Source organism: Clostridium nitrophenolicum, from assembly GCF_055391695.1.
Window position 1 is genome coordinate 2,882,319 of sequence record NZ_AP042469.1, and the last position, 21,809, is coordinate 2,904,127.

24 protein-coding genes and 1 pseudogene are annotated in these 21,809 nt (G+C 27.4%); 4 read left to right on the forward strand and 21 right to left on the reverse strand.

Annotation, left to right across the window (positions count from 1 at the left end; translation table 11 throughout):
- Positions 1-12 precede the first annotated feature (12 nt).
- The 6 genes from ACZ5N4_RS13620 to ACZ5N4_RS13645 form a co-directional block, all read right to left on the reverse strand.
- Complete coding sequence (locus tag ACZ5N4_RS13620) at positions 13-213, reverse strand: DUF5659 domain-containing protein (RefSeq protein WP_464210771.1); 201 nt, start codon at positions 211-213, stop codon at positions 13-15.
- A 77-nt stretch (positions 214-290) separates the two neighbouring features.
- On the reverse strand, positions 291-1,070 hold the full coding sequence (locus ACZ5N4_RS13625) for a type II toxin-antitoxin system HicA family toxin (protein ID WP_464210773.1): 780 nt from the start codon (positions 1,068-1,070) through the stop codon (positions 291-293).
- 16 nt (positions 1,071-1,086) lie between these two features.
- Entirely contained in the window at positions 1,087-1,551 is a 465-nt protein-coding gene (locus ACZ5N4_RS13630) for a hypothetical protein (RefSeq protein WP_464210775.1), read from the reverse strand.
- Between the two features lie 2 nt (positions 1,552-1,553).
- Complete coding sequence (locus tag ACZ5N4_RS13635) at positions 1,554-2,498, reverse strand: ParM/StbA family protein (protein ID WP_464203060.1); 945 nt, start codon at positions 2,496-2,498, stop codon at positions 1,554-1,556.
- A 578-nt stretch (positions 2,499-3,076) separates the two neighbouring features.
- Positions 3,077-3,721 (reverse strand): helix-turn-helix domain-containing protein, encoded by a 645-nt coding sequence (locus tag ACZ5N4_RS13640; protein WP_464203061.1) that lies wholly within the window; start codon positions 3,719-3,721, stop codon positions 3,077-3,079.
- Positions 3,722-3,851: 130 nt separating this feature from the next.
- The gene (locus ACZ5N4_RS13645; RefSeq protein WP_464203062.1) at positions 3,852-4,148 is read right to left on the reverse strand and encodes a hypothetical protein; all 297 of its coding nucleotides are present in this window, start codon (positions 4,146-4,148) and stop codon (positions 3,852-3,854) included.
- Positions 4,149-4,560: 412 nt separating this feature from the next.
- Between ACZ5N4_RS13645 and ACZ5N4_RS13650 the strand changes: the two genes are divergently transcribed.
- Complete coding sequence (locus ACZ5N4_RS13650; protein ID WP_464203063.1) at positions 4,561-4,767, forward strand: helix-turn-helix domain-containing protein; 207 nt, start codon at positions 4,561-4,563, stop codon at positions 4,765-4,767.
- Between the two features lie 53 nt (positions 4,768-4,820).
- Here ACZ5N4_RS13650 and ACZ5N4_RS13655 read toward each other — a convergent pair whose 3' ends face one another.
- Positions 4,821-5,084 carry a zinc-ribbon domain-containing protein gene (locus ACZ5N4_RS13655; RefSeq protein WP_464203064.1) on the reverse strand — a complete coding sequence of 88 codons (264 nt, stop codon included), beginning with the start codon at positions 5,082-5,084 and terminating at the stop codon, positions 4,821-4,823.
- A 250-nt stretch (positions 5,085-5,334) separates the two neighbouring features.
- On the opposite strand from ACZ5N4_RS13655, the gene ACZ5N4_RS13660 reads away from it, so the two are divergent.
- The gene (locus ACZ5N4_RS13660; protein WP_464203065.1) at positions 5,335-5,964 is read left to right on the forward strand and encodes a hypothetical protein; all 630 of its coding nucleotides are present in this window, start codon (positions 5,335-5,337) and stop codon (positions 5,962-5,964) included.
- A gap of 200 nt (positions 5,965-6,164) precedes the next feature.
- Here ACZ5N4_RS13660 and ACZ5N4_RS13665 read toward each other — a convergent pair whose 3' ends face one another.
- Positions 6,165-6,680, reverse strand: coding sequence for a hypothetical protein (locus ACZ5N4_RS13665; protein ID WP_464203066.1), 516 nt, complete (start codon positions 6,678-6,680; stop codon positions 6,165-6,167).
- Positions 6,681-6,710: 30 nt separating this feature from the next.
- Positions 6,711-7,274 carry a DnaA N-terminal domain-containing protein gene (locus ACZ5N4_RS13670; protein WP_464203067.1) on the reverse strand — a complete coding sequence of 188 codons (564 nt, stop codon included), beginning with the start codon at positions 7,272-7,274 and terminating at the stop codon, positions 6,711-6,713.
- A 212-nt stretch (positions 7,275-7,486) separates the two neighbouring features.
- On the opposite strand from ACZ5N4_RS13670, the gene ACZ5N4_RS13675 reads away from it, so the two are divergent.
- A complete protein-coding gene (locus ACZ5N4_RS13675; protein WP_464203068.1) occupies positions 7,487-8,290 on the forward strand; it encodes a hypothetical protein in 804 nt (267 codons plus the stop codon).
- A gap of 158 nt (positions 8,291-8,448) precedes the next feature.
- Here ACZ5N4_RS13675 and ACZ5N4_RS13680 read toward each other — a convergent pair whose 3' ends face one another.
- The 3 genes from ACZ5N4_RS13680 to ACZ5N4_RS13690 form a co-directional block, all read right to left on the reverse strand.
- Complete coding sequence (locus ACZ5N4_RS13680; protein ID WP_464203069.1) at positions 8,449-8,988, reverse strand: hypothetical protein; 540 nt, start codon at positions 8,986-8,988, stop codon at positions 8,449-8,451.
- Between the two features lie 179 nt (positions 8,989-9,167).
- Positions 9,168-9,878, reverse strand: a complete 711-nt coding sequence (locus tag ACZ5N4_RS13685; protein ID WP_464203071.1) for a hypothetical protein — start codon at positions 9,876-9,878, stop codon at positions 9,168-9,170.
- 36 nt (positions 9,879-9,914) lie between these two features.
- Positions 9,915-10,085 carry a hypothetical protein gene (locus ACZ5N4_RS13690; RefSeq protein WP_464203072.1) on the reverse strand — a complete coding sequence of 57 codons (171 nt, stop codon included), beginning with the start codon at positions 10,083-10,085 and terminating at the stop codon, positions 9,915-9,917.
- 943 nt (positions 10,086-11,028) lie between these two features.
- Here ACZ5N4_RS13690 and ACZ5N4_RS13695 point away from each other — a divergent pair.
- On the forward strand, positions 11,029-11,805 hold the full coding sequence (locus ACZ5N4_RS13695; protein WP_464203074.1) for a hypothetical protein: 777 nt from the start codon (positions 11,029-11,031) through the stop codon (positions 11,803-11,805).
- Positions 11,806-12,287: 482 nt separating this feature from the next.
- On the opposite strand, the gene ACZ5N4_RS13700 is transcribed toward ACZ5N4_RS13695, so the two are convergent.
- The 9 genes and pseudogenes from ACZ5N4_RS13700 to cydD all read right to left on the reverse strand — a co-directional run bounded on the left by ACZ5N4_RS13700 (position 12,288) and on the right by cydD (position 21,769).
- Positions 12,288-12,521, reverse strand: coding sequence for a hypothetical protein (locus tag ACZ5N4_RS13700; RefSeq protein ID WP_464203075.1), 234 nt, complete (start codon positions 12,519-12,521; stop codon positions 12,288-12,290).
- Positions 12,522-12,530: 9 nt separating this feature from the next.
- A complete protein-coding gene (locus ACZ5N4_RS13705) occupies positions 12,531-12,806 on the reverse strand; it encodes a hypothetical protein (RefSeq protein WP_464203076.1) in 276 nt (91 codons plus the stop codon).
- Positions 12,807-13,141: 335 nt separating this feature from the next.
- Complete coding sequence (locus tag ACZ5N4_RS13710) at positions 13,142-13,876, reverse strand: DUF6483 family protein (protein WP_464203078.1); 735 nt, start codon at positions 13,874-13,876, stop codon at positions 13,142-13,144.
- Positions 13,877-14,441: 565 nt separating this feature from the next.
- Positions 14,442-15,011 (reverse strand): hypothetical protein, encoded by a 570-nt coding sequence (locus tag ACZ5N4_RS13715; protein ID WP_464203079.1) that lies wholly within the window; start codon positions 15,009-15,011, stop codon positions 14,442-14,444.
- A 52-nt stretch (positions 15,012-15,063) separates the two neighbouring features.
- Positions 15,064-15,255 (reverse strand): annotated as a pseudogene (locus ACZ5N4_RS13720) (DUF255 domain-containing protein); the annotation flags it as partial.
- 271 nt (positions 15,256-15,526) lie between these two features.
- A complete protein-coding gene (locus tag ACZ5N4_RS13725) occupies positions 15,527-16,804 on the reverse strand; it encodes an FAD-dependent oxidoreductase (RefSeq protein ID WP_464203080.1) in 1,278 nt (425 codons plus the stop codon).
- A 191-nt stretch (positions 16,805-16,995) separates the two neighbouring features.
- A complete protein-coding gene (locus ACZ5N4_RS13730; RefSeq protein ID WP_464203081.1) occupies positions 16,996-18,141 on the reverse strand; it encodes an NAD(P)/FAD-dependent oxidoreductase in 1,146 nt (381 codons plus the stop codon).
- Positions 18,142-18,153: 12 nt separating this feature from the next.
- Entirely contained in the window at positions 18,154-19,941 is a 1,788-nt protein-coding gene (gene cydC / locus ACZ5N4_RS13735; RefSeq protein ID WP_464203082.1) for a thiol reductant ABC exporter subunit CydC, read from the reverse strand.
- Positions 19,942-20,011: 70 nt separating this feature from the next.
- Positions 20,012-21,769: a thiol reductant ABC exporter subunit CydD gene (gene cydD, locus ACZ5N4_RS13740; protein WP_464203083.1), complete on the reverse strand. Its 1,758-nt coding sequence runs from the start codon at positions 21,767-21,769 to the stop codon at positions 20,012-20,014.
- Positions 21,770-21,809: the final 40 nt, after the last annotated feature.

Consider the following 21,809-nt stretch of genomic DNA (forward strand, 5'->3'; position numbering starts at 1 on the left):
ATTCCTCCAATCCTACATAGATTGATGAGAATTATATTGCTTAAAGTATTCCTCTACTGCTGCTTGAACCCTAATAGAATTGTTAAATATGTACACATAAGCATTCTCTCTATACTCACATTTATTTTTTCTTTTCAATTTAAAACCCTTGTCCATTAAATAATCAGCAAGCCTCTTAGATTTAGCCACAAAAACATCTCCGTTATAATTCATTGATATAATTCACTCCCTTTATTTCGTTATTTTATTTATGGACTAGGAGGATTTACTCCCCCCTAATCCAATATGTTTTATATAGTGTTTGTTGTTATAGCTTGTTTTTGTATTTCATAAGCTAGTCCTTTGTTTAAGGAACTATGTTGTGGTACTGGAATACTATTCACCCCATCAGAATAGATTAAGTGACTTCCGTTCTGTCGTACTGGTTTATATCCTAAATCATTAAGAAAAGAATCCATTTGATTACAGTCTAGTATTTTTTGTAATTTCATATCGTCCTTTTTATTTGTTTTATAATAAGTCATACAGTCTTCATATTTTTCTTTTATTCTACTGTCTGTTTTAAGAAATTCTTTAATTATCAAGTTTTTATAATATCTAATACATCCCAAAAATAGTTCTTTTAATACTGTTGATAAAGTTTTCCTTAATTTTTCTATACCAAATTTCATATTGAAGCTTATTTTTTGATATCCTTTTTTGTTGCAAATACTTTGTAATTCTGTCATTGTTCTCATTTTTAAATTTAATTCAGGTGTAACAATATCTATTATTTCTTTTACTAGTTCATTAGCCGTAAAATAATTAATAATTTTATCCGCATCATCATAAAACTTTTCTGTTTTTTCTATAAATTCATCAAAATTACACTCTAAATTATTATAATCAGTTATTTTGTTTAATATATTATTAATTTCATTACATATTTTTTGCACTGTATCATATGTTTCAATGCCTTTTTCATCTACAAATTTGGATATTTTATTGTTTGTTTCTATCATTAAAAAATTTTCAAAATCTAGTTCTAGCTTTCTATATTCTTGCATTAATTGTAATTCTGCACCATTCATTGTGTTTACTCCCTTCTTACATAAATTGTTTTAATGCTTTTAGTTTCTTTTGTCTTACTTCCTCGGCTTTGTCCTTATCATCTTGCTTTACCTCTACAGGTTCATCACTAAATTGACCTATATCTAACGATATATCATCATTTACATCTGTTTGTACCTTGCTATTACTATTAGTATCATTTAATACCTTATCCTTATTTATAGGTGCTGGTTGTCTCGAATTAATATCATTAGTTGCTTTTTCAACCTTATCGGTATTATTAGCACCCTTTTGTACCTTTTTATTCCTTTTAGTGTTTTTTTGCATCTTATTATTATCTTTAGATACTTTTTGAACTTGTTGGATATTATTAGTTGCTAATCGGTATATTGCTTCCTTTATAGCATCAGATTCCGAATAGGATTGAGAAAGATAGTCTTCGATTATCCTATCCTTCTCTTTTTGGTCATTTAATGTAATATAAATCCTTCTGCTAGACATAATTAAGCCACTTCCCAAGCCAATTTTGAGGCATTTAAAGCTCCTATTGCATTGCTATTTAAAGCATTTTCATGTATCTTATAATCTAAATTTGTTAGTTTGTTTATTACATCTTGTAACATTAAGCTTGTGCCACCTGTGAAGATTATTTCATTATATGTTTTTAAATTCACATATCCTTTTACAGAATTTAATATATCTTGAAGAAATTCTCCTAGTTGTTTCTGTGTTATTTTGATTGTTCCATTTTTTATACATCTAACAACTGTTTCCTCATTAAGATCCTCACCTTTTGCATTTTCTAAGGCTCTTATTTTATTGTAAAAATCGAATGAACCTTGTCTAATTGTTTGTAAAGTTTCTATTTCTCCATCTACCATACAACATATATTTATAGTTCTTGAACCTAAATCAAGTATACATATATCCTTACTTTGTTCTTCATCTGAAAGTGAATAGAATGAAGCAAATCCTTCTGGCAGTACCATCATTTCATTAATTTTAACTATGCTCTCTATACCATTAAATTTGAAATTAAATTCCTTACCCTTTAAATTTTCTATAAGTTTTTTCTTATTCTCCATTTGAAGTGAAGGTAATAATAGAGTTAAATTAGTTTCTATAATTTCTTGTCCTTCATTAGCTTTACAAATTGCATAAAGCAATTGTGCCATATAATCCCTTTCACATTTATTGAACTCCCTTGATAACTCTCCTATAGCCAAATATGTAGTTTTTCCTTCTAACTCTATTCTTTGTAGTCCTTCACTGTAGGCTTGATAATCCATACTAATTCTTGAACTAAAGCTGCCTTGATTTTCTCCTATGTATTTGATATTCATATTACCAAGGTCAACCACTGTTATTTTTGTAGTAGCTCCTATTGAATTCCCTTTAATTATTTCATTCATATTTTCTATCTCCTTTGAATTTAAATTTTTAATCATAGTGCTTTCAATGCTTCCAACTATCTATTACAAATAGAAGTCTCTACGATCGCTTAATTTTCACTTTTCCGTATAAATGTTCATTAATCAATTTTAAACGCATAGAAACCACTTTTTGTGACCAAGTTATGCGGTTTGTAGCACTTTTAAAATAAAGATTTCATTGACAATAGTCAATTTATGTTTTATAATGTTGACAAGAGTTAATAAAAAAATAATTATCATCTCCTTTCTATGGTTGATGTATAAGATTTAAAAAGTTGGTTAGAATGTAATAATAAATGAGTTGGTTAACAGGAAATAACCGTCAATTATTCCCTGTATTTAGTATTTAATTTTAGAGTACAGAACCCACTTCGTAGTTTATCACATTTACCTATTCAATGTAAAATTGGATATTAGTTTTTATTCGTCTAAATATTGCCATTCAAGTTTATATGGTTGAAATAATTGGTTGTAGCGTTAGTTTATAACCTTATTTGTGTTTGTAATAAAATATAAAATTTATCTCACTTTGATTATTTCATTTGAATTTACAACCTAACTTAATCTAAGATAAGAAAGGTTGTAACATTTGGCTAGATAGTTCTGTAATACTCTTCTTGTTCTTCTAGTTCAGCTTCAATTTGTTTATATCTACATTTTATAAGATTAATTAATTCTGTTCCAAAATGCACACCTTCCCAATTATCGGGCACATTCATTTTATCTTGTTTCAATTCCTTGTTCCAATAAATACTGTCTAAAATCTCATTTAACACACTTATATTAATCTTTTTTTCAATAATAATATAGAATAGACTCAATATACTATTAACTATAGGTTGTTTTTCTTCTTCTTCTGGTAAATTCAATATTTCATTTAACTTTTCTTTTATATCAAATATATCTTCTATATCTAGTAATATTGATGAATTAGCTACTAATCTAAAACTATTTACCTTTTCCACTAGATTAATTAGTCTTTCATATTCCTTTCTAGCCTCACTATTTGAATTTATTTCATTTGCAAGTTTAGATATTACTTTAATTTCTACTTCATCGGTTTCTTCTACTGTTAATTCTTTTTGAAAATACTCAATAGGTACTTTGTTAAATTTTTCAGATAATGTTTCAAGGTGTTTTTCTGGTATTTTTCTTCTACCAGATACCCACGAATTAACTGTTTGCTTAGATATTCCCAACATTTCGGCTATTTCAACATATTTTGTATTTGATAACAAACATATATATTCTAACCCTATAATCTTAACCACCTCATTACAAATGTTAAATGTAATACTTTCAGTACGACACTCTATGCTTATAATATATCATTTGTAATACTCTCAGTCAACCACCTTTAGAAAATTTTTATACAAAAGTTTCTAAAATACTAGAAAACATTGGTCTACATATACTATCCTTTTTAAAGAAATGTGTATCACATTGTTCATCTGCTACTATGTATCCTTCTTTAACTCCTATAAGGCATTCTCCTGGTATTTCTGCACCTAAACAAATATAATCTTCTACCTCTGCTACTGTAGCCAATTCCTCTACTGCACAATTATTAACATACTCAATTTCAAAATCACTAAGTTTCTTTGCGTATATCATTTTTACATCTCCCTTATTTTTAATACTACTAATATTACTTAAGTTAAACATGTTGCACATCCTGTAATTTTTTAAACTTCTTTAGATTTTCTGGCGTAGGTGCAATATTAAACTCAGCTGCAAATACTAAAAATCTTTGTAAAACTTTGATACTCATATTTTCACCTTCCTTATTGAATATTGATTTTACCCAATTGAAGGTGTATACTTAAATTGCAAGTAGAAGTACCTTACCTTCAGGTGGGTGCTTTTTATTTTTATAAGGATTTATTTACCTTATATACACATTGTACACTTTGTATTATATATAGTCAAGTATATAATATTCAAATTTAAAACTATATTATGTATTGAATTATGCATAAATAAGGTATATAATTATATATAAAATAGTAATAAATACTATTATTTATACATAATGTAGTTTTTGTTATTATAATTAAGGAATGGAGTGTGTCGTATAATGGTAAGATTTAAAATTGATAAAATATTAGAGGATAACCGAGTTAGTGCCTATTGGTTGGCACAGGAGAGTGGCATTACCTATGCTAGCATACATAAAATAGTAAATAATAAAGTTAAAAGTGTTAACTTGGATACGTTAGAAAAATTATGCAAGGCTCTAAAATGTGATCTTCCAGATATAATGGAATTAGTTAAGGAGGAATAATTTGAAAACGAAAAGGTAGAAGAATGAATGTTCCTCTACCTTTTTATAACTTATCATTTATTTTCATCTAAATATTTATTTAAATTATCATTGGCTTTTTTCAAATCTTCTGTCTGTTTTTTTAAATCTTCTTGATGCTTGTTTTCTTTATAATTATAAAAAGCAATGCTCCCAATTATTATTATAATTATTATACAAATACTTATTAGTTTTATACTTTTATCAGACATAGTTTTTAATCTATATCCACACCCTGGACATGATACAGATGTATCCGATATTTCCCTTTGACACTCTGGACATTTTATTAAACTCATAGCTGCATCTCCATTTTCTCATTTATAGTTGTAATCTCCCTTCTTTTGTAAACATTCTACAAATCAAAGGAAATTCCTCTATTAAACTCTAAATAGTTGCTAATTTTATAAAATTTATCCTTTAAATTCATTTAATAAATTAAACAATACAAAATGAAAAACAAAGCATTAATGAGATATTAAAAGTATTCTAAATATAATTTCGTATAATCTACGTTATTATCCATATAATACGATTGGAGGTGGTAAAATGAATAATGAATATTCTATAGTTAATTATTTTGATTCAACTTGTAGAATTATAATAGATGAGTTCAATCTTATTTTTAACACCATGAGTTTGAACGAAAGAAGAAACTACGCTAATTATAAAATTTGTGAAAATGATTTAGTTAACAAACTTGGTAGGTCTTTTGCAAATCTTGCTAGATATCCATCACACGGAACTCGAGGTAGAGATATTATAATTGACTATAAACAATTTGAGGTAGAAGTAAAATACTGGAGAAATTGGAATTGTAATTATGGAATAAATAAATTAAGATGGGAACCGTCTTTTTATAGTGCATTGAATTGGTTATGTAACGAAATAGATAACGGTAATAAAAACAAACGAACGATAATATGTGGTTGGTGTACAATTTTTAGTTGGAGTCAGTTATTACAATTAGGAAACAATACAGGTAAAAATCCAAAAGTAAATACTGAAAGATTACATATGCTGCCATTTTTGAACTGTACAGATGATACAATTTCAAGTATTAAAACAAGGTATGATTTAAGAGAATCTTCATTTAGAATACTAGGCAAAAATTCTATACTTAATTGGAGACTATTAGGAAGCGAAAGTGATAATTTTAATATGGTTATATTTTGGTAAAATTTTTGAAAAATTAATCTTTTAGAGATTACTTTGTAATACATTAAAATACATATAAACATGTTATAATTTCAAGGTTTTCCTTGTATTGTATTTGAGTAAAAATAAAGAAGTCTTATTTCTCAGCTAAGGCTTCTTTTAATCTATTTTCTCAGAATATTTATTTTTAACAAATGGATAACAATAAATTTCATTATAATCTATTGTTTATTACTATAATTTTTTAATGTTTCTTCCCAAATTTGTTTTGGCAATAACCTAACTACAGCATCCACACCTAAGTTATACATAAGTAATGTCAATAATTGAGATGCTACTATTTTATCACCACATATCTCACCTTCTATAAGTTCTATTTTCTCAGGTCTATACATGTCAAAATCGTCTATAGACACTTTCTGACTTTTTAACGAAGGTGTTAATTTACAAATAGGATCTTTGCTATTTAATATGAATTCCCATTTGTCTTCATCATTATATTCTCTTTTTCCTTCTAAACATTCTTGTAAATAAAACAACTCAGAATCTGTCGTATTAGTGTATTCATAGTCTAGAGCATCTATTGTAAAATAAGCATGAGATACACAATCATTTTTTAAATTAAACACATCATCCCAAGTAACACGTTCTCTCATTAGCTTTGCTGCTGTGTTTCTATCTATTTTATTTTCTAATAATTGTGTAAGTAAGTCTATAAATATTTGTTTTATATCCATATAAGCACCTTTTAAATATCATTTATTATTTTACTTATCCCATTTTATACTTATTACCTTAATGTGATTACTAAAGTCAGTTATACTAGTTTTAAATCCTAATTTCACCAATTCTTCACTTACATTCTCTATAATATCAGATTCAACTTTATTACACATATAACTTGTAGAATAATTTTCAGCCATCATTTCAATAGTATCTAATATTTTTCTTAGTGTTTTCTCAATTTCTTTTTTTATATTAATTGACTCAGCATTTTTCCTATCGGCTATCTTTCTCATATCTTCTACTGTTTTTAAAACATATTCTTCTTTTTGATCTTGCTTTGATTCTATGTTTTTATCAACCCTAATTATAATTTTGTTATAACTAAACCCATTACCAATAAAACGACAATAAGCTGTGTTAAATAACAATAAATATTTTTCTTCAATTATTGCTTTTTCAAAATCATTTGCTACTGGAATTATAATATTATTTCCTTCCATGTAGGCATTTTCAATACTTTCTTTACACCACGTCTTAAACGAGGCTTCTGTTAGTTCTTTTTTTAGTAAGTTAGCAATTTCAAAATTTATTTCTTTGATATCCATGATTCCTAAGCCTCCTAATCAGCTTTAGTTTATTTTATATTCTATCATATTCAGTCATCTGATTCAATTATATTTATTTTTCTTCTAAATTCTCTTATTATCTCGTAATTTTGTATTGTTTAATTAATTACTATACTCATTATGAGAAAATTTTCCCAATTTGTCCAACCGTGTTATAATATAGGAAATTGTGTATGAGGTGATATGTTTTTATGAGTAAACAAGGGAAGAAAATTACTGGACTAGTAGGGTGGATGCGACATTTAATTTCAGTATTTATAGCATGCATATATACTTTATTTATATCAATTGCTTTACTTAATATAGCAACTAATATAGCAATGAAATTTGCTAATTCATCCATAAATCCCATCTTAACATTTACAATATCATATATAGTGACCTTTATATTATTAGTTGTATTATTGTCTATATTCTTCCATTTATTAGGTATACTATTTGGTTTTAAAAAGAATGATTTCTTTATTAGAACTTTAAGTACTAATGAATATAATTACTTGTTAAACCATAAATTAATTCATTATACTAATTTTTTATCAGATGATTCAATTTCTGAATACAAAAGTAAAAATAAATTAAAAATAACCGGAAATAGCAGTGCAAAATCAAATTACTCAATGCATTGGAATGAAGCTAAAGAAAGATATGTGTGGTTTCATCAATCAGAAAATTTAAATGATGAGCCTTCGCTAGATAGTTTTTTCTTTTCTCATGGAACTGAAGGAATTCCGAGAAAATATAAAATTATAATAAACCCTAGAGATATCGATAAAACTAATCTTTATATTAGACCTTGTGATAATGCTATAATACTTAAAGGTGATTTTTATGGAGAATGCGAATTAAATGAAAGCTTTAATTGGTATAATGATAAAATTTACTTTTGGAAAGTATTAAAAGATAACTTATCTCTAACAAATTTTAATATAATTTTCTATTTTGGATTTAGACAAATCATCGGAAATATGAGAGATTTACTTAGTAATCATCGTTAAAAAGAGAGTAAAAATTTTACTCTCTAATTATACACATAAATATCTATTGTTTTATAAGAATCATGTTCTTCATTTGCCATATCCCCAGGATGGTGGATCTGGCATTTAAATTCCCCTTTTTCTCATTAAATTTTAGTGTTTTATCAGAAACATCCCCCCTATTCATTAAGGATATTTTTTCTAATTAAAACTTTTTTATTTTTATTCTTTTCATTTGTATACATAAAATAAATTGTATTTGTATTTTTTAATAAATCGATTATAGTTTTATCATCTATATTAAAATTAAATTCTTTAACTATACATTTTTTAGCCTCAATATTTATTATAGTTGATTCTTGTGAAAAACTAAAATATTCTCTTGTAATCTCATTATCTTTGTCATTTAAAATCACACTAAATAATTCTTTTTTGTTATCATAAAACCCTATTTTAATATTTCTCATTATTTTGGGAATTTCCGAGCTATTATATATATCCATTTTAAATTTTATATATAATGACTCTACTTCTAAGGAAGTTGTTTTTATATAAGTTCTTTCTCTAAATTCGTTTTTTATTGTGTTTTTTACATCCCAGTCTTTTAAATATAAATGTATTTTACCTGTGCTTTTCAATAATTTAGTAACAATTAGTGTAGTCACCGATCCTACTACAGCTCCGATAATACCATTAAATTCTTTAATTATTTCTATCATTAATTTATATAACTCCCCTACAATTTAAAATAATTTTTTTATATCCTTGTCCTATTAAGTTTGTAACCTTAGCATTTACCAAACTATTATAAAAACCTCTAAAACTGATCTGCCACCTTGTTTAGAGATTTTTCCGTTTAAAAGGGAAAACTCTTTTTCTTAGTGGTATTTCTTTTGTTTTAATCTTCATTATATAAAATTTCACCCTGTCTTAATTGTGACAACATTTCTATTAACTGTTCATTATTCTTTTCTATTCTATCAAACTCTTTGTCTAATTCCTTTTTTAGAAAACTATAACTAAGTTGGCCATCATCTACTAGATCGATTAATTTCCAAATATATTCTCTATTAGCTTTAGCACATTGAATCCTTTCATCATTTAATGGATAATTAATATTCTCCATATTACATTCATCTGTTGATTCTAGCATATAACAGTTTATATTAGTATTAAAATTTTCTAAAATTATATCTTCATTATCATAAGGTTGTAAGTATTTATCCTCATTATTTTTATAATTAGACAAACATTCTTCGATATAAGCTTTTGTTAGTTTCCCAACATTTCTTAAAGTATAAATTTGTTCATCATTTAATACTACTAATTGTTCAATGCTTACAATATGCCTACGCACTAAATTATTAATACTACGAGTTTCAAACTTTAATAATTTACATAAATCATACAATTTTGTTTCTTTGGTAATAATATTTTTAGATTTTAAATTTTCTATATTTAAACAACAATCTTTGAATCTACTATATTGTTTAAATATACTACTAATACTTGAAATAGATACTCTATATTCTTGAGCCAATTGTTCATATGAATTTCCTGCTTTAATTTTTTTGATAATTTCCTTATTTCTTAGTTCAAATTTATCCATTTTACTTCCTCAGCTTCTTTTTTAGTCATTTGTTAATTATCCTTCTTTATATAAATCACACCATTTTGCTTCATACTTATCAGTTAACTTACAATTTCCACGTCTTATGCAGTATATATCTGGATTCTTGTACTTACTTTTAGAATTAACTTTAGCATGTACACAATCGGTACATATCCTATCCGTTATAATATTACTTTCATTCATTTAAATCACCTGTCTATTCTTAATTGTATATAAAAATTATTAATAAAAGCTATATGGTTATTACCTTTAGTAGCTATTAAATTAACTACTATCTATCTTCTTATAGGAATCATTACAACATTAACTAAAATTATACAATATTATATAAAAAAAATAAATAATTGCGCCTTTATTAAAAATCTTTAAAGTTCCTATTAAAAGATTAGATGTAATGAATTTTAAACACGCTACTTTTTTAGTAGACCAATTATATCTCTTCTAGTTTATCCTCTCAAATTTCTAATAAGTCATCATATTTTCTTATCAAATTTTAAATTATAAACATGAAGCAAATAAAATAAGTATACTTACAAAACGCAAATACACTTATTTTTTCTATACTATGTTTTATTAAAGTTATAACTTTTCATTTCACCAATACATCTTATATTTAAATTCTTTGTATATAACACTATAATCATAATATATAATTAAATAAAAAACACGAGGGAAGTAGAGTACAATAAAGAATATAAGCGTTATTGTAGATATGAAAGGGGGAGCGCCAACATTTCTGACAAAGCCCACGCTAGAGAATTTAGTTCCACAAACCTTGATTTTTGATAACAGTATTGTAGACTTGAGTAAGATAGCCCCTTAAAGCTACTTTGTAGTACATGACAACTTAGCTGCTACTACTCCAAATCAAATATTTAACGCTTATTTAAATGAAAGTAAATACAAATATCGCGAAATGGCATTATTATGGCGTAGATTTATTCTCGCATAAAAATAAACGTTTACAAACCTTTATTATATAGATTACGACTTAAAAATGGCACTTCACGACATTCATCTTACATTTTTTTTGTGTTTGTGGTATATTTATAAATAACAAGCTTGTTATATTTTGCATATATTTAGCATCATGTTCTAAATATGTTATTAAATAGGGGGAGTTAAAATGAAAAAAAATATTAGTAAAATCTTAATTGGAGCGTTTATATTGGGGTTAATTGGATCAAGTTCATATGCTACACCAGTAAGCGCTAAAACATCAAATTCTGATGTAAAACAAGTAAGCACTGTAACCCAAAAGACTCAACTAAAACAATCTGAAAAAGACCAATTAGTTAACTGGTTTAATTCTTATAACGTAAGTAATAAGATTCAAACTAAACTTATTGCAAAATTAGAAGGTGGACAAGATTGGGATTCTTTTAATCCTAAAAATCATTGTATAACTACTAAAGGAACTTTACCAACAGGAGAAAAATACATAAAAAAGGTTTTTGATGATGGGTCAATAAGTGTGCAGACGATTGATTTATCAGAAGCTGAAGTTACACAAGTAAATCTAGCAAACTCTGAAATTACTCCAACCGCCATTGATCCGGGACAAATTACTCATGGAACAGGATATACTTTATATACTAATGCTAAGGTTTATGCAAGCAATGGATCCGTAACTGCCTCATTTCGTACAAGTTTCTATTTAACACAAGGTGGTTCTGATGGAATAACTATGACTGATATTCAAAAGTCAACTTACCTTATCACTGTATTGGGTGGAACTTATTCGGGTGCAAGCTTAAATGTAATCCCTAATGAGTCTTATGATCCAGCTTCTGCAATTTTAACTTTTGACTGGACAATATATGGTGGTGCTGCAAGTCATCGTGCTAATTTAGCGTTATATGTTGGAAATGACACTTATTGGACAAGTGATAATATCTCATAAGCCAATATAAGGATGTGACATTATTGGAAATATCTATTTCAGCGGTTATTCTAATTATAAGCATTATAGCTGTTGTTTTAATATGTTTAGCTATTGTTTTAATACGTTTAATTATTAAATTTATTAAAAAATAAAGTTATAGACTTATCAATTTTCAATGTAGAGGTGTCGCCAACAAAATTGATAAATTGCATGTTAATTTATGTCTTAGCGTGGGCTTTATTTGAAATGTTAGCGACACCCCCTTGAGTAGAAATAAGGAAGTCTTAGCCGAGATAAATAAGGCTTCCTTATAACTATTTTCCAGAAATTCATTTCAATTATTTCGTATATAAATCCAAACTAAAAAAATATAGTTACTAGAGACTATATAGCGTAAATTTAATTTATTAATATTACTTATTCTATTAATAAATTAAATATTAGCCTTATACACTAATTTTTAACAAATAGAATCAAGTCCTAATTCTATACGGATTATCTTATTTTTGTTTCTTAAAAGTATTATTGTTAATATCAAACAATAAATCACTAACATTAATATCTATTTTTAATTTTTCTTTGCATTCATATAGAAAATTATTATCATTTAAAATAACATTTGTAACATTATCTAAATAAGTTTTAAAATAATCTCTAAATTGTACAATTTCAAATGGAACTCCTGATGCTGTAAAAAATACATTTGCTGTTATAACTTTATTGTTTGCCTTCAAGCAACAATTTTAATTATTATTTCTTAATACTTTGAGCTCATTACTTTGAAGACTTTCCCTACTTACACCTTTCAGCTTATCATTTAATAAAAATCCCCAATTGTTATCAATTATTTCTAGCAACTTTATTTCATCATAGATATCTTTATGTACTCCTATGTCAATAAAATAAACAGTATCATTATTTTCTATCAACTGAATATTATTTTTATACTTATGTCTTTTAAGTTTTTCAATAATTTCTTGTGAATAAATTATCCGTTTGGATATTGATACAATGAACATAGGACATCATTTTTATTCCATACATAAAAATACCTTATATCATCTATTTTAGGATAAATACCATAAAACATTATTAAATCACTATTTTCTGGTAAACATTTTTTTTATAATAATTATTTATTGTTCTATTATTATGATTTTCATACACTTTTCTTTGTAGAAAATACAATCCTACAAAAAAGCAATAATACCAATTACAAATATAACCACTCCCATAATTTATTTTTAATGAGAGAATTTATATAATCACTAAACTCCCACTAAGTCTCATATCCCTCTTTTATAATATTTTCAATGACATTGTTGATAATCTATAAAATATAGATATTATGACATTATGTTTTATTAAAGTTATATTTTTTATTAAGCTCATTAATCCCATCTAAAACTTCATTTCTTGGTAAATTTCCACTTTCTAATTCCGCATCTGTTCTATTTAATATGTTTTTGTAGAATATATTCCCTTCTTCTACCCATCTTTTCTTGTTCATATAATTACTCTTGCCTATCATAGTATATAACAAATCCTCTGCTTCTGAGTATCTGCCTGTTATTCTATAATATTTAAATATTTTTTCATTCAATTCAGCAAGTATAGAACTCTCATAATTTAATAAATTTAATAGCTTGTCTATCTTTATTCTTTTTAAAGGCAAACCTCCTACTCTACCATATGCTAAATCCTCATCTATAATGTTTTCTAACATATTATCTAATTCTATAAATTTAGTATTAATCTTTTTGGCAATAACTGCTGTTCCAGTTGCCGTTAACATGAACATTTGTTTACCTTTTCCTGATATTTCGTCATAGTCTAATTTAATGCCAACAACTGCATTTGCATTTAAAGATTTTGCTTGTTCACTTAAATTACTTAAAGCTTTATTGTTTAATTGTTTTAACTGCTTCTCATAAGAATCGGAATTACCTCCCATAAAATCAGTTAGCTCAGCAAATAAATCACTAAAAACTCCTGTTCCAATAACAATCTGTGCTGAAACAATATCAACATACTCTACTATATCCCACCCATTTAGTTCAGATGTAGTTGATAATAATATTTTTTCCATAATTAATTCCCCTAAATTTTATAATATATTTTATAATATTATACACTATAAGTTCTATTAATGTAAGTAACTTCACGTTGTGCTAAATAAATGTATTATTGTATACATATTAAAATTATTAATATAAAAAGTATATATATTTGTGTGTTTTTAGGACTACATTTAGACTTACACCGTTATTAACTTTAGGTTGTGAACTGGTATTATCCCCATACAGAAGTCTAATTTACATCCGAAAATTAATAAGGACAATTTGAAGGATTTAATAATTGAATTGGAAATTTTAGATATTATAATATGGATTACAATTTAAAAAGAATATTATTTAAGAATTGTTGTTCCAAATTTATATGATATGAATTATTTTTAAGAACGACAAATAAACCTTTTTTATATATGATTTAAAAAGGTTGAATTTAATAGACTTTAAAATTCCTCCAAAAATTTTTGATAGGATATTTTAAAATTATTTTAAAAATGGTATAATAACATTAGTGTTAAGTACATTTATTTTAATGTTTAGGCTTATCAAAGGTGCAACTTTGATAGGTCTTTTGCTTTTTTGCTAAGTCCATCCTAATAAGGCATATTCAATATTTTTCAAATCCTCTTTGGAATAATCCCTTTGCCTGTAGTTGTTAAATATGCCAACCTTCTCCTTATTATAATTGTATTTTTTACTCTCATTATGTTGCTTTTCTGAACTCTTAGCTTTTGCTTCTTCCTGTTGTGCCTGAAATATTTGTTTCAAAAGTTCTACCATTTCCTTTTTCTTTCTCATATAATAGTAGTTGCTTCTGTTCAAGCCTTGCCTCACCTTTATAAATGGGCATAAGGAGCTTTCTGACATGCGATTAATACAATGGGATATGTATTCTCGAGTATAGCTTAAAGTATCTCCTATCTCTTGCTGAGAAGCATATACTATCATATAGTTATCCTTAGATTCATCTGTGTTAACCCTACATTCAAAGAAATCTAGTATCATTGAACAAGTACCTCTAATTCCTTTAGGTAATGATTTTAGAAACGATATTTTTAGGTTTAAGGCATCTGCATTAGAAAACACCTTCAATGACTTTATAGGCATGAATTCTTTTCTAAGTTTTTCTTTTAAATTTTCACTTAATAACATAATATCTTCCCTCCATAAAACTTGTACATTTTTATGGGGTTAATACGTTGTATCTTTTATATACGTGACACCAATGACATGTACTATAACCTAAACTGAGAAAGATTGGCTTATCTTCTGCTTTTGCTTTACTAAATGCCTCTTCTCCCCATGGATACCAATTTACAGGATTATGAGCATGTTGTAAAAGATATAGAGATTTCTCATTTATCAATTTATTGGGTACTACATCTTTATCAGTCATTATATCACCTTCCTTCTATAAATATAATAATCTTTAGTATATGCAAAAAATAAAAATGAAGTACGCTCGAAGTAGTAGAATATGAATTTCTAAAGAAATAAAAGGTGTTTACTAACGCCTTTTATTTCTTTGTGTTATAACATATGAGAGATTCTATGGATTTCCTCAATATTAGCTAGATGGTTTACATTTCCTGAAAAAGCTCTTGCTACTAACCAATATATAAGCTATATAACGCTAGCTATTATAATCTTGTTTAATGCATACAATTCTACCCTAGTTTTTTCGCAAAAACATTACTCAACCCTAAGGTTTCAATTCTATTCTTAATATCTTCATTATCAGTTGAATAAAGTCCTAAACTTTTCATTCTTTCAAAATACTCTGCTCCAGAAAAAGTATGTCTAATCTTCTTACCATCAGATGTTGTTAACCTATAATTCGAATAATAAATTATGTCCCCTATTGCTGTTGAAGTTGGTAGATTTAGTAAAGGTATATTGAGTGAAAATCTTACAGCATTATGTCCAGCTAAAGAACCAGTACAAATTGCTTCCGTGTGACCTATGAAAAATCCTGATTTTTCACCAGCACAGAATAAATTATCCACTCCTATTACTTTCAATTCGTTAGTTCTAGGAGCTGCAGCTAGATATCTTATAGAATTACCCTTACCACCAGAATAAGGGTCCATGAATCTAACTTTCTCTAATCCCTGAATTTTTCTAAGTTTTTCAATTGGATAAAAAGGACTCATAAGCTTTATGTGACCAGTATCAAGAAGTACCAGGTTTTCTGCAAACTGATCAAGAGCATATTGTTGGCAAACCTTAATTTTCAGCTTTTTTGGATTTACGTCCTGTGCTGGAATTTTTAAAACAACTACACCTTTTTCATCTAATTTACGCACAATATCATCAGACAAACTATCCTTTGGAATTTCACAAGACCCACTAAAAGCACCAGGAGTTCCATCTTCACGTTCAGAATTTATATCTTTTACACCAGCTTTAGCGCTAATACTTACCCTTGAACCAAAAGTAGGACATCTTAGAATACACATTACACAGCCATTGCCATACTTTGAACAATTGTCCATAGCACCTGTAGAGCCAGTAGCATCTATAAAAACATCGCCTGCTACCAAACTACCATCCTGAAGTTTTATATGTGTTATGTTGTTTTCATCTTTTTCGATAGTAACAACCCTACTAATTAGGTTTAATTCGATACCTAAATCTGCTAAGTAATTTCTTAATGCTGGTTCAACCTTACTTACATCGTAAAGGGATGCGTGGTTGTGTTCAGGAAAGCTTATGTTTGTATGCCTAGCATTATCATCCATTAAATGAATTAATTCTCCTGCACCTAGGTTAATTAATTCTTCTGCCGCGGTATATCTACCATTGTTTCTAAATATTCCTCCTACGTTTCCAAGACCTAAAAGCAAGTCTGTTTTTTCATATAAAGCTACATCTGCCCCAGCTTTTTTTGCAGTTATTGCAGCAGCGCAACCAGACCAACCACCGCCGATAATTATGACTTTCATAAAACACCATCCTTTTAATAAGTACTAATATTACAATATTTATTATTATAAAATTAAATACCAAGTTTTTCAGATTTAAATTTAAAATAGCATCCAATAAACTTACAAGTAATAAAAAATCTACTATGGTCATAAAAATTAAATACAAAAGGTGCTATACTGATTTTTTAATCAATACAACACCTTAAGCCTTATGGTTTTACAAAAGGATATTTAAATGCAGCTTTTAACTCTGACCAAAAGTTTCTAAAGTTATAATTTTTAATGCCACATAATATATAATGCATAAATATTCCTTTGCGTCCTTTTATGTCCTTACCAAGCACTGCTCCAATACTAGAAATATAAATCGGTATTATCCACCCCAAGTCTACAGGTGTAAATGGTGTTCTTCGCTTTTTGTTTAATACAGATGCAATGTTTTTAGCTCCATGTCTACCAGACATTTGTGCAAAGGTTACAGCCCTTCTTAAAAAATTATTGTTTTTATCCTTTATAGCAGCTGCATCTCCAACTACATAAACTTCAGGGTACTCAGGAATTGATAAAAATTCATCAACTATGATTCTTCCATCTGGAATCGTTTTGTATTCTCCACTAGGCTTTAATACAGACTTAACTCCGCTGCACCAGCAGAAAAATACATCCTTAATAACCTCATTGTTCTTTAAAGTTATATCTTTTCCGTCAAATGTCATAATTTGATTATCAGTGTATATTTTAAACTTAAGTTCATTTAACTTATCTATTACATGAGAGCATAGCTTTTCAGAAAGCATAGGTAATATCCTATTCGCCATTTCCACAAAAATAACATTTAAATTTTTTCCTTTTCTCTTGCTTAAATCATATAAGTTACAAGCAAGTTCCATACCAGTAAAACCAGCTCCTGATACTACTAATGTAGCTTCTGGCGCAGTATCTAAGTACTCTGAAAATTTCATCTTAATGTTTTCAGCTGCCTCTAATGAATCTAATACATTTACTTTATCTAAGCTTTGATTAAAACCAAATAAGTTTGTTGTTGAGCCAGTTGCTAAGATTAGATAATCATATTTATACTGATTTTCATTTGTATTTATGGTTTTTTCATCAAAATTTATCTCTAATATTTCTTCTTTTATAAATTTCACTGATTGTGGAAGTAAATTCATTATATTTTCTCTAACATCACTGCTCTCCAATCTGCCACTAGCTACTTCAGGAAGGTTTGGAAGCATTGTTGTATATTCTTTTTTATCTATTAAATAAATTTCGTGAGAAGTTGAAAGTTTTTTAGAGAGTTTCTTTGCTGCGTTAATTCCAGCAAATCCTCCACCGACTATAAATATCTTCATAGTAACACTCCTCTAAAATAAATATTGGTGTTGTGCACTCCATAGCTTATAATACGGCCCTTTATTATTTAATAACTCACTATGTGTGCCTCTTTCCACTACTTCTCCTCCGTGAATAACTAAAATTTCATCCATTCGATCCATCCTTACTAATCTGTGAGTCACCCATATGCAGCTTTTATCTTTAATAGTATTATAAATTGAATCTATGACTTTCTTTTCGAGTCCTACATCTAAACTAGCAGTTGGTTCATCTAGCAATAGTATTTTACTCTCTTTTAATAAGGCCCGTGCAATTGCCAGTCTCTGTTTTTCACCACCTGAAACTTTAGACCCGTACTCTCCTAGTAAGGAGTCTACTCCTCCTGGAAGTGCTTTAATTAAGTTAAATATATGAGCTCTTTTCAATATATCAATAATAGAATATTCATCTGCTCCTGTATTTGCTATAAACAAATTTTCTTTAATAGTAGCATTAAAAATATATGGATTTTGCTCAACATAAGCATATATCTTTCTTATTTCATCTATTGCTAACTTGTCATATGATATGCCACCTAGCTTAATATCTCCTTTTTGAAACTTCATAAATCCCATCAAGGTTTTTAAGATAGAGCTTTTTCCAGAACCGCTAAACCCAACTATACCTATCTTTTTTCCGTAAGGAAGATTAAAGGATAATTCTTTTATAATGAAATTTCCAGAGTTCTTATCATATACACTTAAATTGTTAACAGAGAGATTGTAATTATCTAATGCTTTTTTAGTGAGTCTATCGTTATTAAGATTAGTAAAATTTCTAAAAGAAACTTCCTTATTGCGATTAGAATTATTGGATCTAAAATTATCATTTTTTTCTGTAATGGATAAAATATTATTTCCAGCATTATGTGCGATCTGAAGTTTATAAAGTATACTAGGAATCTGCAGTAATGCTTCAAAGGAAGCCATAATCGCTAGTGGCAGCATGGCGTAGTATATACCAGATAACTTATTTTCTATTACTAGCGGTGCAGCTACTAATAGCGATATGACCATTCCTAAGCTTACAAATAAAGCATGTATGTTATCTTCAACTGTAGCAATTAAATTTTTCTTCTTTTGTATTTTAGATAATTCATTGTTTAATAGGCTAAACTTATAGTTAAATTCCTCCTTCATGGAATAAATAGTTACTTCTAAAATACCTTTTAACATATCCAAAAGAATTAAGTTTAGCTCTTTTTTTACCTCAGACTCTTTTTCCATTAATTTAGTATTAAATATAAATAATACAAGAGGTAAAATGATACCACAAAAGAAATATATTAAAATATAATAATAGGAAATAATTTTATTAAAATATGATAGAAATATAGCAGTAATTATTCCCGTTAAAATTGCTATTATTAATGGATAAACTCCTCTTAAATAATACTCTTTCAATGAATCCACATCACTTACTATTTTGCTATAAATATCGCCTTTTTTATAAACTTTATTATTTTCTGAGTAGTTATCCTCGAAATTTTTATAAAACCATTTTCTAACGCTACTTAATACTCTGAAAGTAGTATCATGTGAAAAAATTCTCTCTAAATATCTAAATACTCCCCTTGATATTCCCAAAAATCTAATACCAACTATTAAAATCATTAAATCTAATACATCTGGATGAAGAGCGGCTTTAGATATTAAAACAGAAGAAGTTGAGAACATTCCTATACTACTCAATACGGTAAAAGTCCCCATAAATAATGAGAGAATAACAAGTGGAATATGTTTTTTCATAAGATAGTTCATAACTTTAAAAAATCTCATTAACTTTCCTCCACAATTTTATTAAGTAACTGTACCAGTCATACACTGAAAAGCTCCATTGAATCAAGTTTCACTTCATCATATTATAATACCGGCCTCTACGCTTCATTAGCTCCTCATGGTTACCTATTTCAACTAAATAACCATCCTGTAGAACTAAAATTTTATCTACAGCTTTTATAGTATTTAATCTGTGAGCTGAAATTAAGACTGTTTTATTCTCAAAATAACCTTTCATAATATTTACAACAATCTCTTCTGTTTTAGAGTCCAAAGCGGAGGTAGCTTCATCTAATATTATAAAATCAGCATTTTTTACTACTGCTCTTGCTAATGCAATTCTTTGCCTTTCCCCACCGCTTACTTCTATTTCTTCACCTTCTCCAATAATTGTTTTATATTTGTCTTTAAATTCGTCTGAAAATAAGTCAACCTTTGTAGCATGATAGATATTTAAGATATTGCTATTGTTCATCTTGTTTCCCATTAAAATGTTATTTTTAATGTCCATATTAAAAATGTGAGGAAACTGAGGTACTATTGCAACTTTGCTAAAATAACTATCTTTGTTTATACTGTTTAAATCGATACCATTTATATAAACCATATCATCATCAACTTTTAAAAATCCACTTAAAATATTTATCAAAGTACTTTTACCACAGCCACTCTCCCCTACTAAGGCAACCTTTTCTCCTGCGTTAATCCTAAAACTTATATTATTTAGATTATCTTTAAATTCATGAGAAAATCTTAAATCTTTAACTTCAATATTTAAACCTTTATTAATATCTATTTTTACGTCGCTTTTCTTCTTACTAAACCCTTTCTTTCTACTTGCTTGTACATCAAATGTTGAATAATTGTATTCTTCAAACTTAAGTTCCTTCTCCATATCTTCAATTTTTTCAATTACAACCTGAGCATTTAATGAAGAATGAAATCTCATCCCTAATTGTCTAAGTGGCATATAAAAATCTGGTGTAAGTACTAATATAAAAAACGCTTGTAAAAAACTAATTTTACCATAAACTAGCCTTAAACCTAAGCCTACTGCTACAACAGCAGTACTAATTGTCGCCGATAATTCTAAAACTAATGATGATAGAAATGTTACTTTTAAAACTTCCATTGTTGATTTTCTATAGCTTTCACTTATCTCATATATTTTTTCTTCCTGAATCTTGCTTCTGCCGAAACTTTTTAATGTATTTAACCCTTGGAGCATATCTAAAAAATGTGAACTTAGAATATTAAGTTTTTTCCACTGTTTTTCATTTAATTCTTTAGTTTTATAGCCTATAAGGGCCATAAATATTGGAATGATTGGAAAGGTTATAACCATTATCAATGCTGATAATCTATCTACAAAAGCCACAGTAGTACAAATCATTAAGGATATAAAAACAGCTGAAGCAACTTGAGGAATATACTGTGAATAGTAAGGCGTAATCATTTCCATTCCATCTGTAAGTATATTAACAAGTTCTCCTGTACTATTATTTTTAACTTTATATGGATTAGTCGAAAGAATTAAATTAAAAAATTCTAACTTTATCTTATTCTTTATATCCTCAGAGCAGTCTTTAATGTATTTTTGAATAAAAAAGTTAGAAATAAATCTAAAAGCAGCATTTAACAAAAACAATAAAATATATAAGTTAATCTTATTTAAATTACACTTTTTCAAAAATACTCCCTCTACTATTAAGGCTAAAAGCGCAGCTGTAACTATTATAAAAATAGAATTTATAACTGCACTAATAATAATTACAGGTATATATAGTTTTTTTATGCTGCTTTCTTTTAACAATCTTTTATTTAACATAAGTATATATACTCCTTATAGTATATTTGCTTCTAACTTA

Excerpts from the sequence above, each read along its gene's own strand:
- ACZ5N4_RS13630 (WP_464210775.1), bottom strand. The coding sequence starts at position 1,551 with ATGTCTAGCAGAAGGATTTATATTACATTAAATGACCAAAAAGAGAAG.
- ACZ5N4_RS13685 (WP_464203071.1), bottom strand. The coding sequence starts at position 9,878 with ATGGATAAATTTGAACTAAGAAATAAGGAAATTATCAAAAAAATTAAA.
- ACZ5N4_RS13660 (WP_464203065.1), top strand. The coding sequence starts at position 5,335 with ATGAATAATGAATATTCTATAGTTAATTATTTTGATTCAACTTGTAGA.
- ACZ5N4_RS13645 (WP_464203062.1), bottom strand. The coding sequence starts at position 4,148 with ATGTTTAACTTAAGTAATATTAGTAGTATTAAAAATAAGGGAGATGTA.
- ACZ5N4_RS13625 (WP_464210773.1), bottom strand. The coding sequence starts at position 1,070 with ATGAATGGTGCAGAATTACAATTAATGCAAGAATATAGAAAGCTAGAA.
- ACZ5N4_RS13655 (WP_464203064.1), bottom strand. The coding sequence starts at position 5,084 with ATGAGTTTAATAAAATGTCCAGAGTGTCAAAGGGAAATATCGGATACA.
- ACZ5N4_RS13715 (WP_464203079.1), bottom strand. The coding sequence starts at position 15,011 with ATGTTATTAAGTGAAAATTTAAAAGAAAAACTTAGAAAAGAATTCATG.
- ACZ5N4_RS13620 (WP_464210771.1), bottom strand. The coding sequence starts at position 213 with ATGAATTATAACGGAGATGTTTTTGTGGCTAAATCTAAGAGGCTTGCT.
- ACZ5N4_RS13730 (WP_464203081.1), bottom strand. The coding sequence starts at position 18,141 with ATGAAGATATTTATAGTCGGTGGAGGATTTGCTGGAATTAACGCAGCA.
- ACZ5N4_RS13650 (WP_464203063.1), top strand. The coding sequence starts at position 4,561 with ATGGTAAGATTTAAAATTGATAAAATATTAGAGGATAACCGAGTTAGT.
- ACZ5N4_RS13695 (WP_464203074.1), top strand. The coding sequence starts at position 11,029 with ATGAAAAAAAATATTAGTAAAATCTTAATTGGAGCGTTTATATTGGGG.
- ACZ5N4_RS13635 (WP_464203060.1), bottom strand. The coding sequence starts at position 2,498 with ATGATTAAAAATTTAAATTCAAAGGAGATAGAAAATATGAATGAAATA.
- ACZ5N4_RS13665 (WP_464203066.1), bottom strand. The coding sequence starts at position 6,680 with ATGGATATAAAACAAATATTTATAGACTTACTTACACAATTATTAGAA.
- ACZ5N4_RS13670 (WP_464203067.1), bottom strand. The coding sequence starts at position 7,274 with ATGGATATCAAAGAAATAAATTTTGAAATTGCTAACTTACTAAAAAAA.
- cydD (WP_464203083.1), bottom strand. The coding sequence starts at position 21,769 with ATGTTAAATAAAAGATTGTTAAAAGAAAGCAGCATAAAAAAACTATAT.
- ACZ5N4_RS13675 (WP_464203068.1), top strand. The coding sequence starts at position 7,487 with ATGAGTAAACAAGGGAAGAAAATTACTGGACTAGTAGGGTGGATGCGA.
- cydC (WP_464203082.1), bottom strand. The coding sequence starts at position 19,941 with ATGAGATTTTTTAAAGTTATGAACTATCTTATGAAAAAACATATTCCA.
- ACZ5N4_RS13710 (WP_464203078.1), bottom strand. The coding sequence starts at position 13,876 with ATGGAAAAAATATTATTATCAACTACATCTGAACTAAATGGGTGGGAT.
- ACZ5N4_RS13690 (WP_464203072.1), bottom strand. The coding sequence starts at position 10,085 with ATGAATGAAAGTAATATTATAACGGATAGGATATGTACCGATTGTGTA.
- ACZ5N4_RS13680 (WP_464203069.1), bottom strand. The coding sequence starts at position 8,988 with ATGATAGAAATAATTAAAGAATTTAATGGTATTATCGGAGCTGTAGTA.
- ACZ5N4_RS13705 (WP_464203076.1), bottom strand. The coding sequence starts at position 12,806 with ATGTTCATTGTATCAATATCCAAACGGATAATTTATTCACAAGAAATT.
- ACZ5N4_RS13725 (WP_464203080.1), bottom strand. The coding sequence starts at position 16,804 with ATGAAAGTCATAATTATCGGCGGTGGTTGGTCTGGTTGCGCTGCTGCA.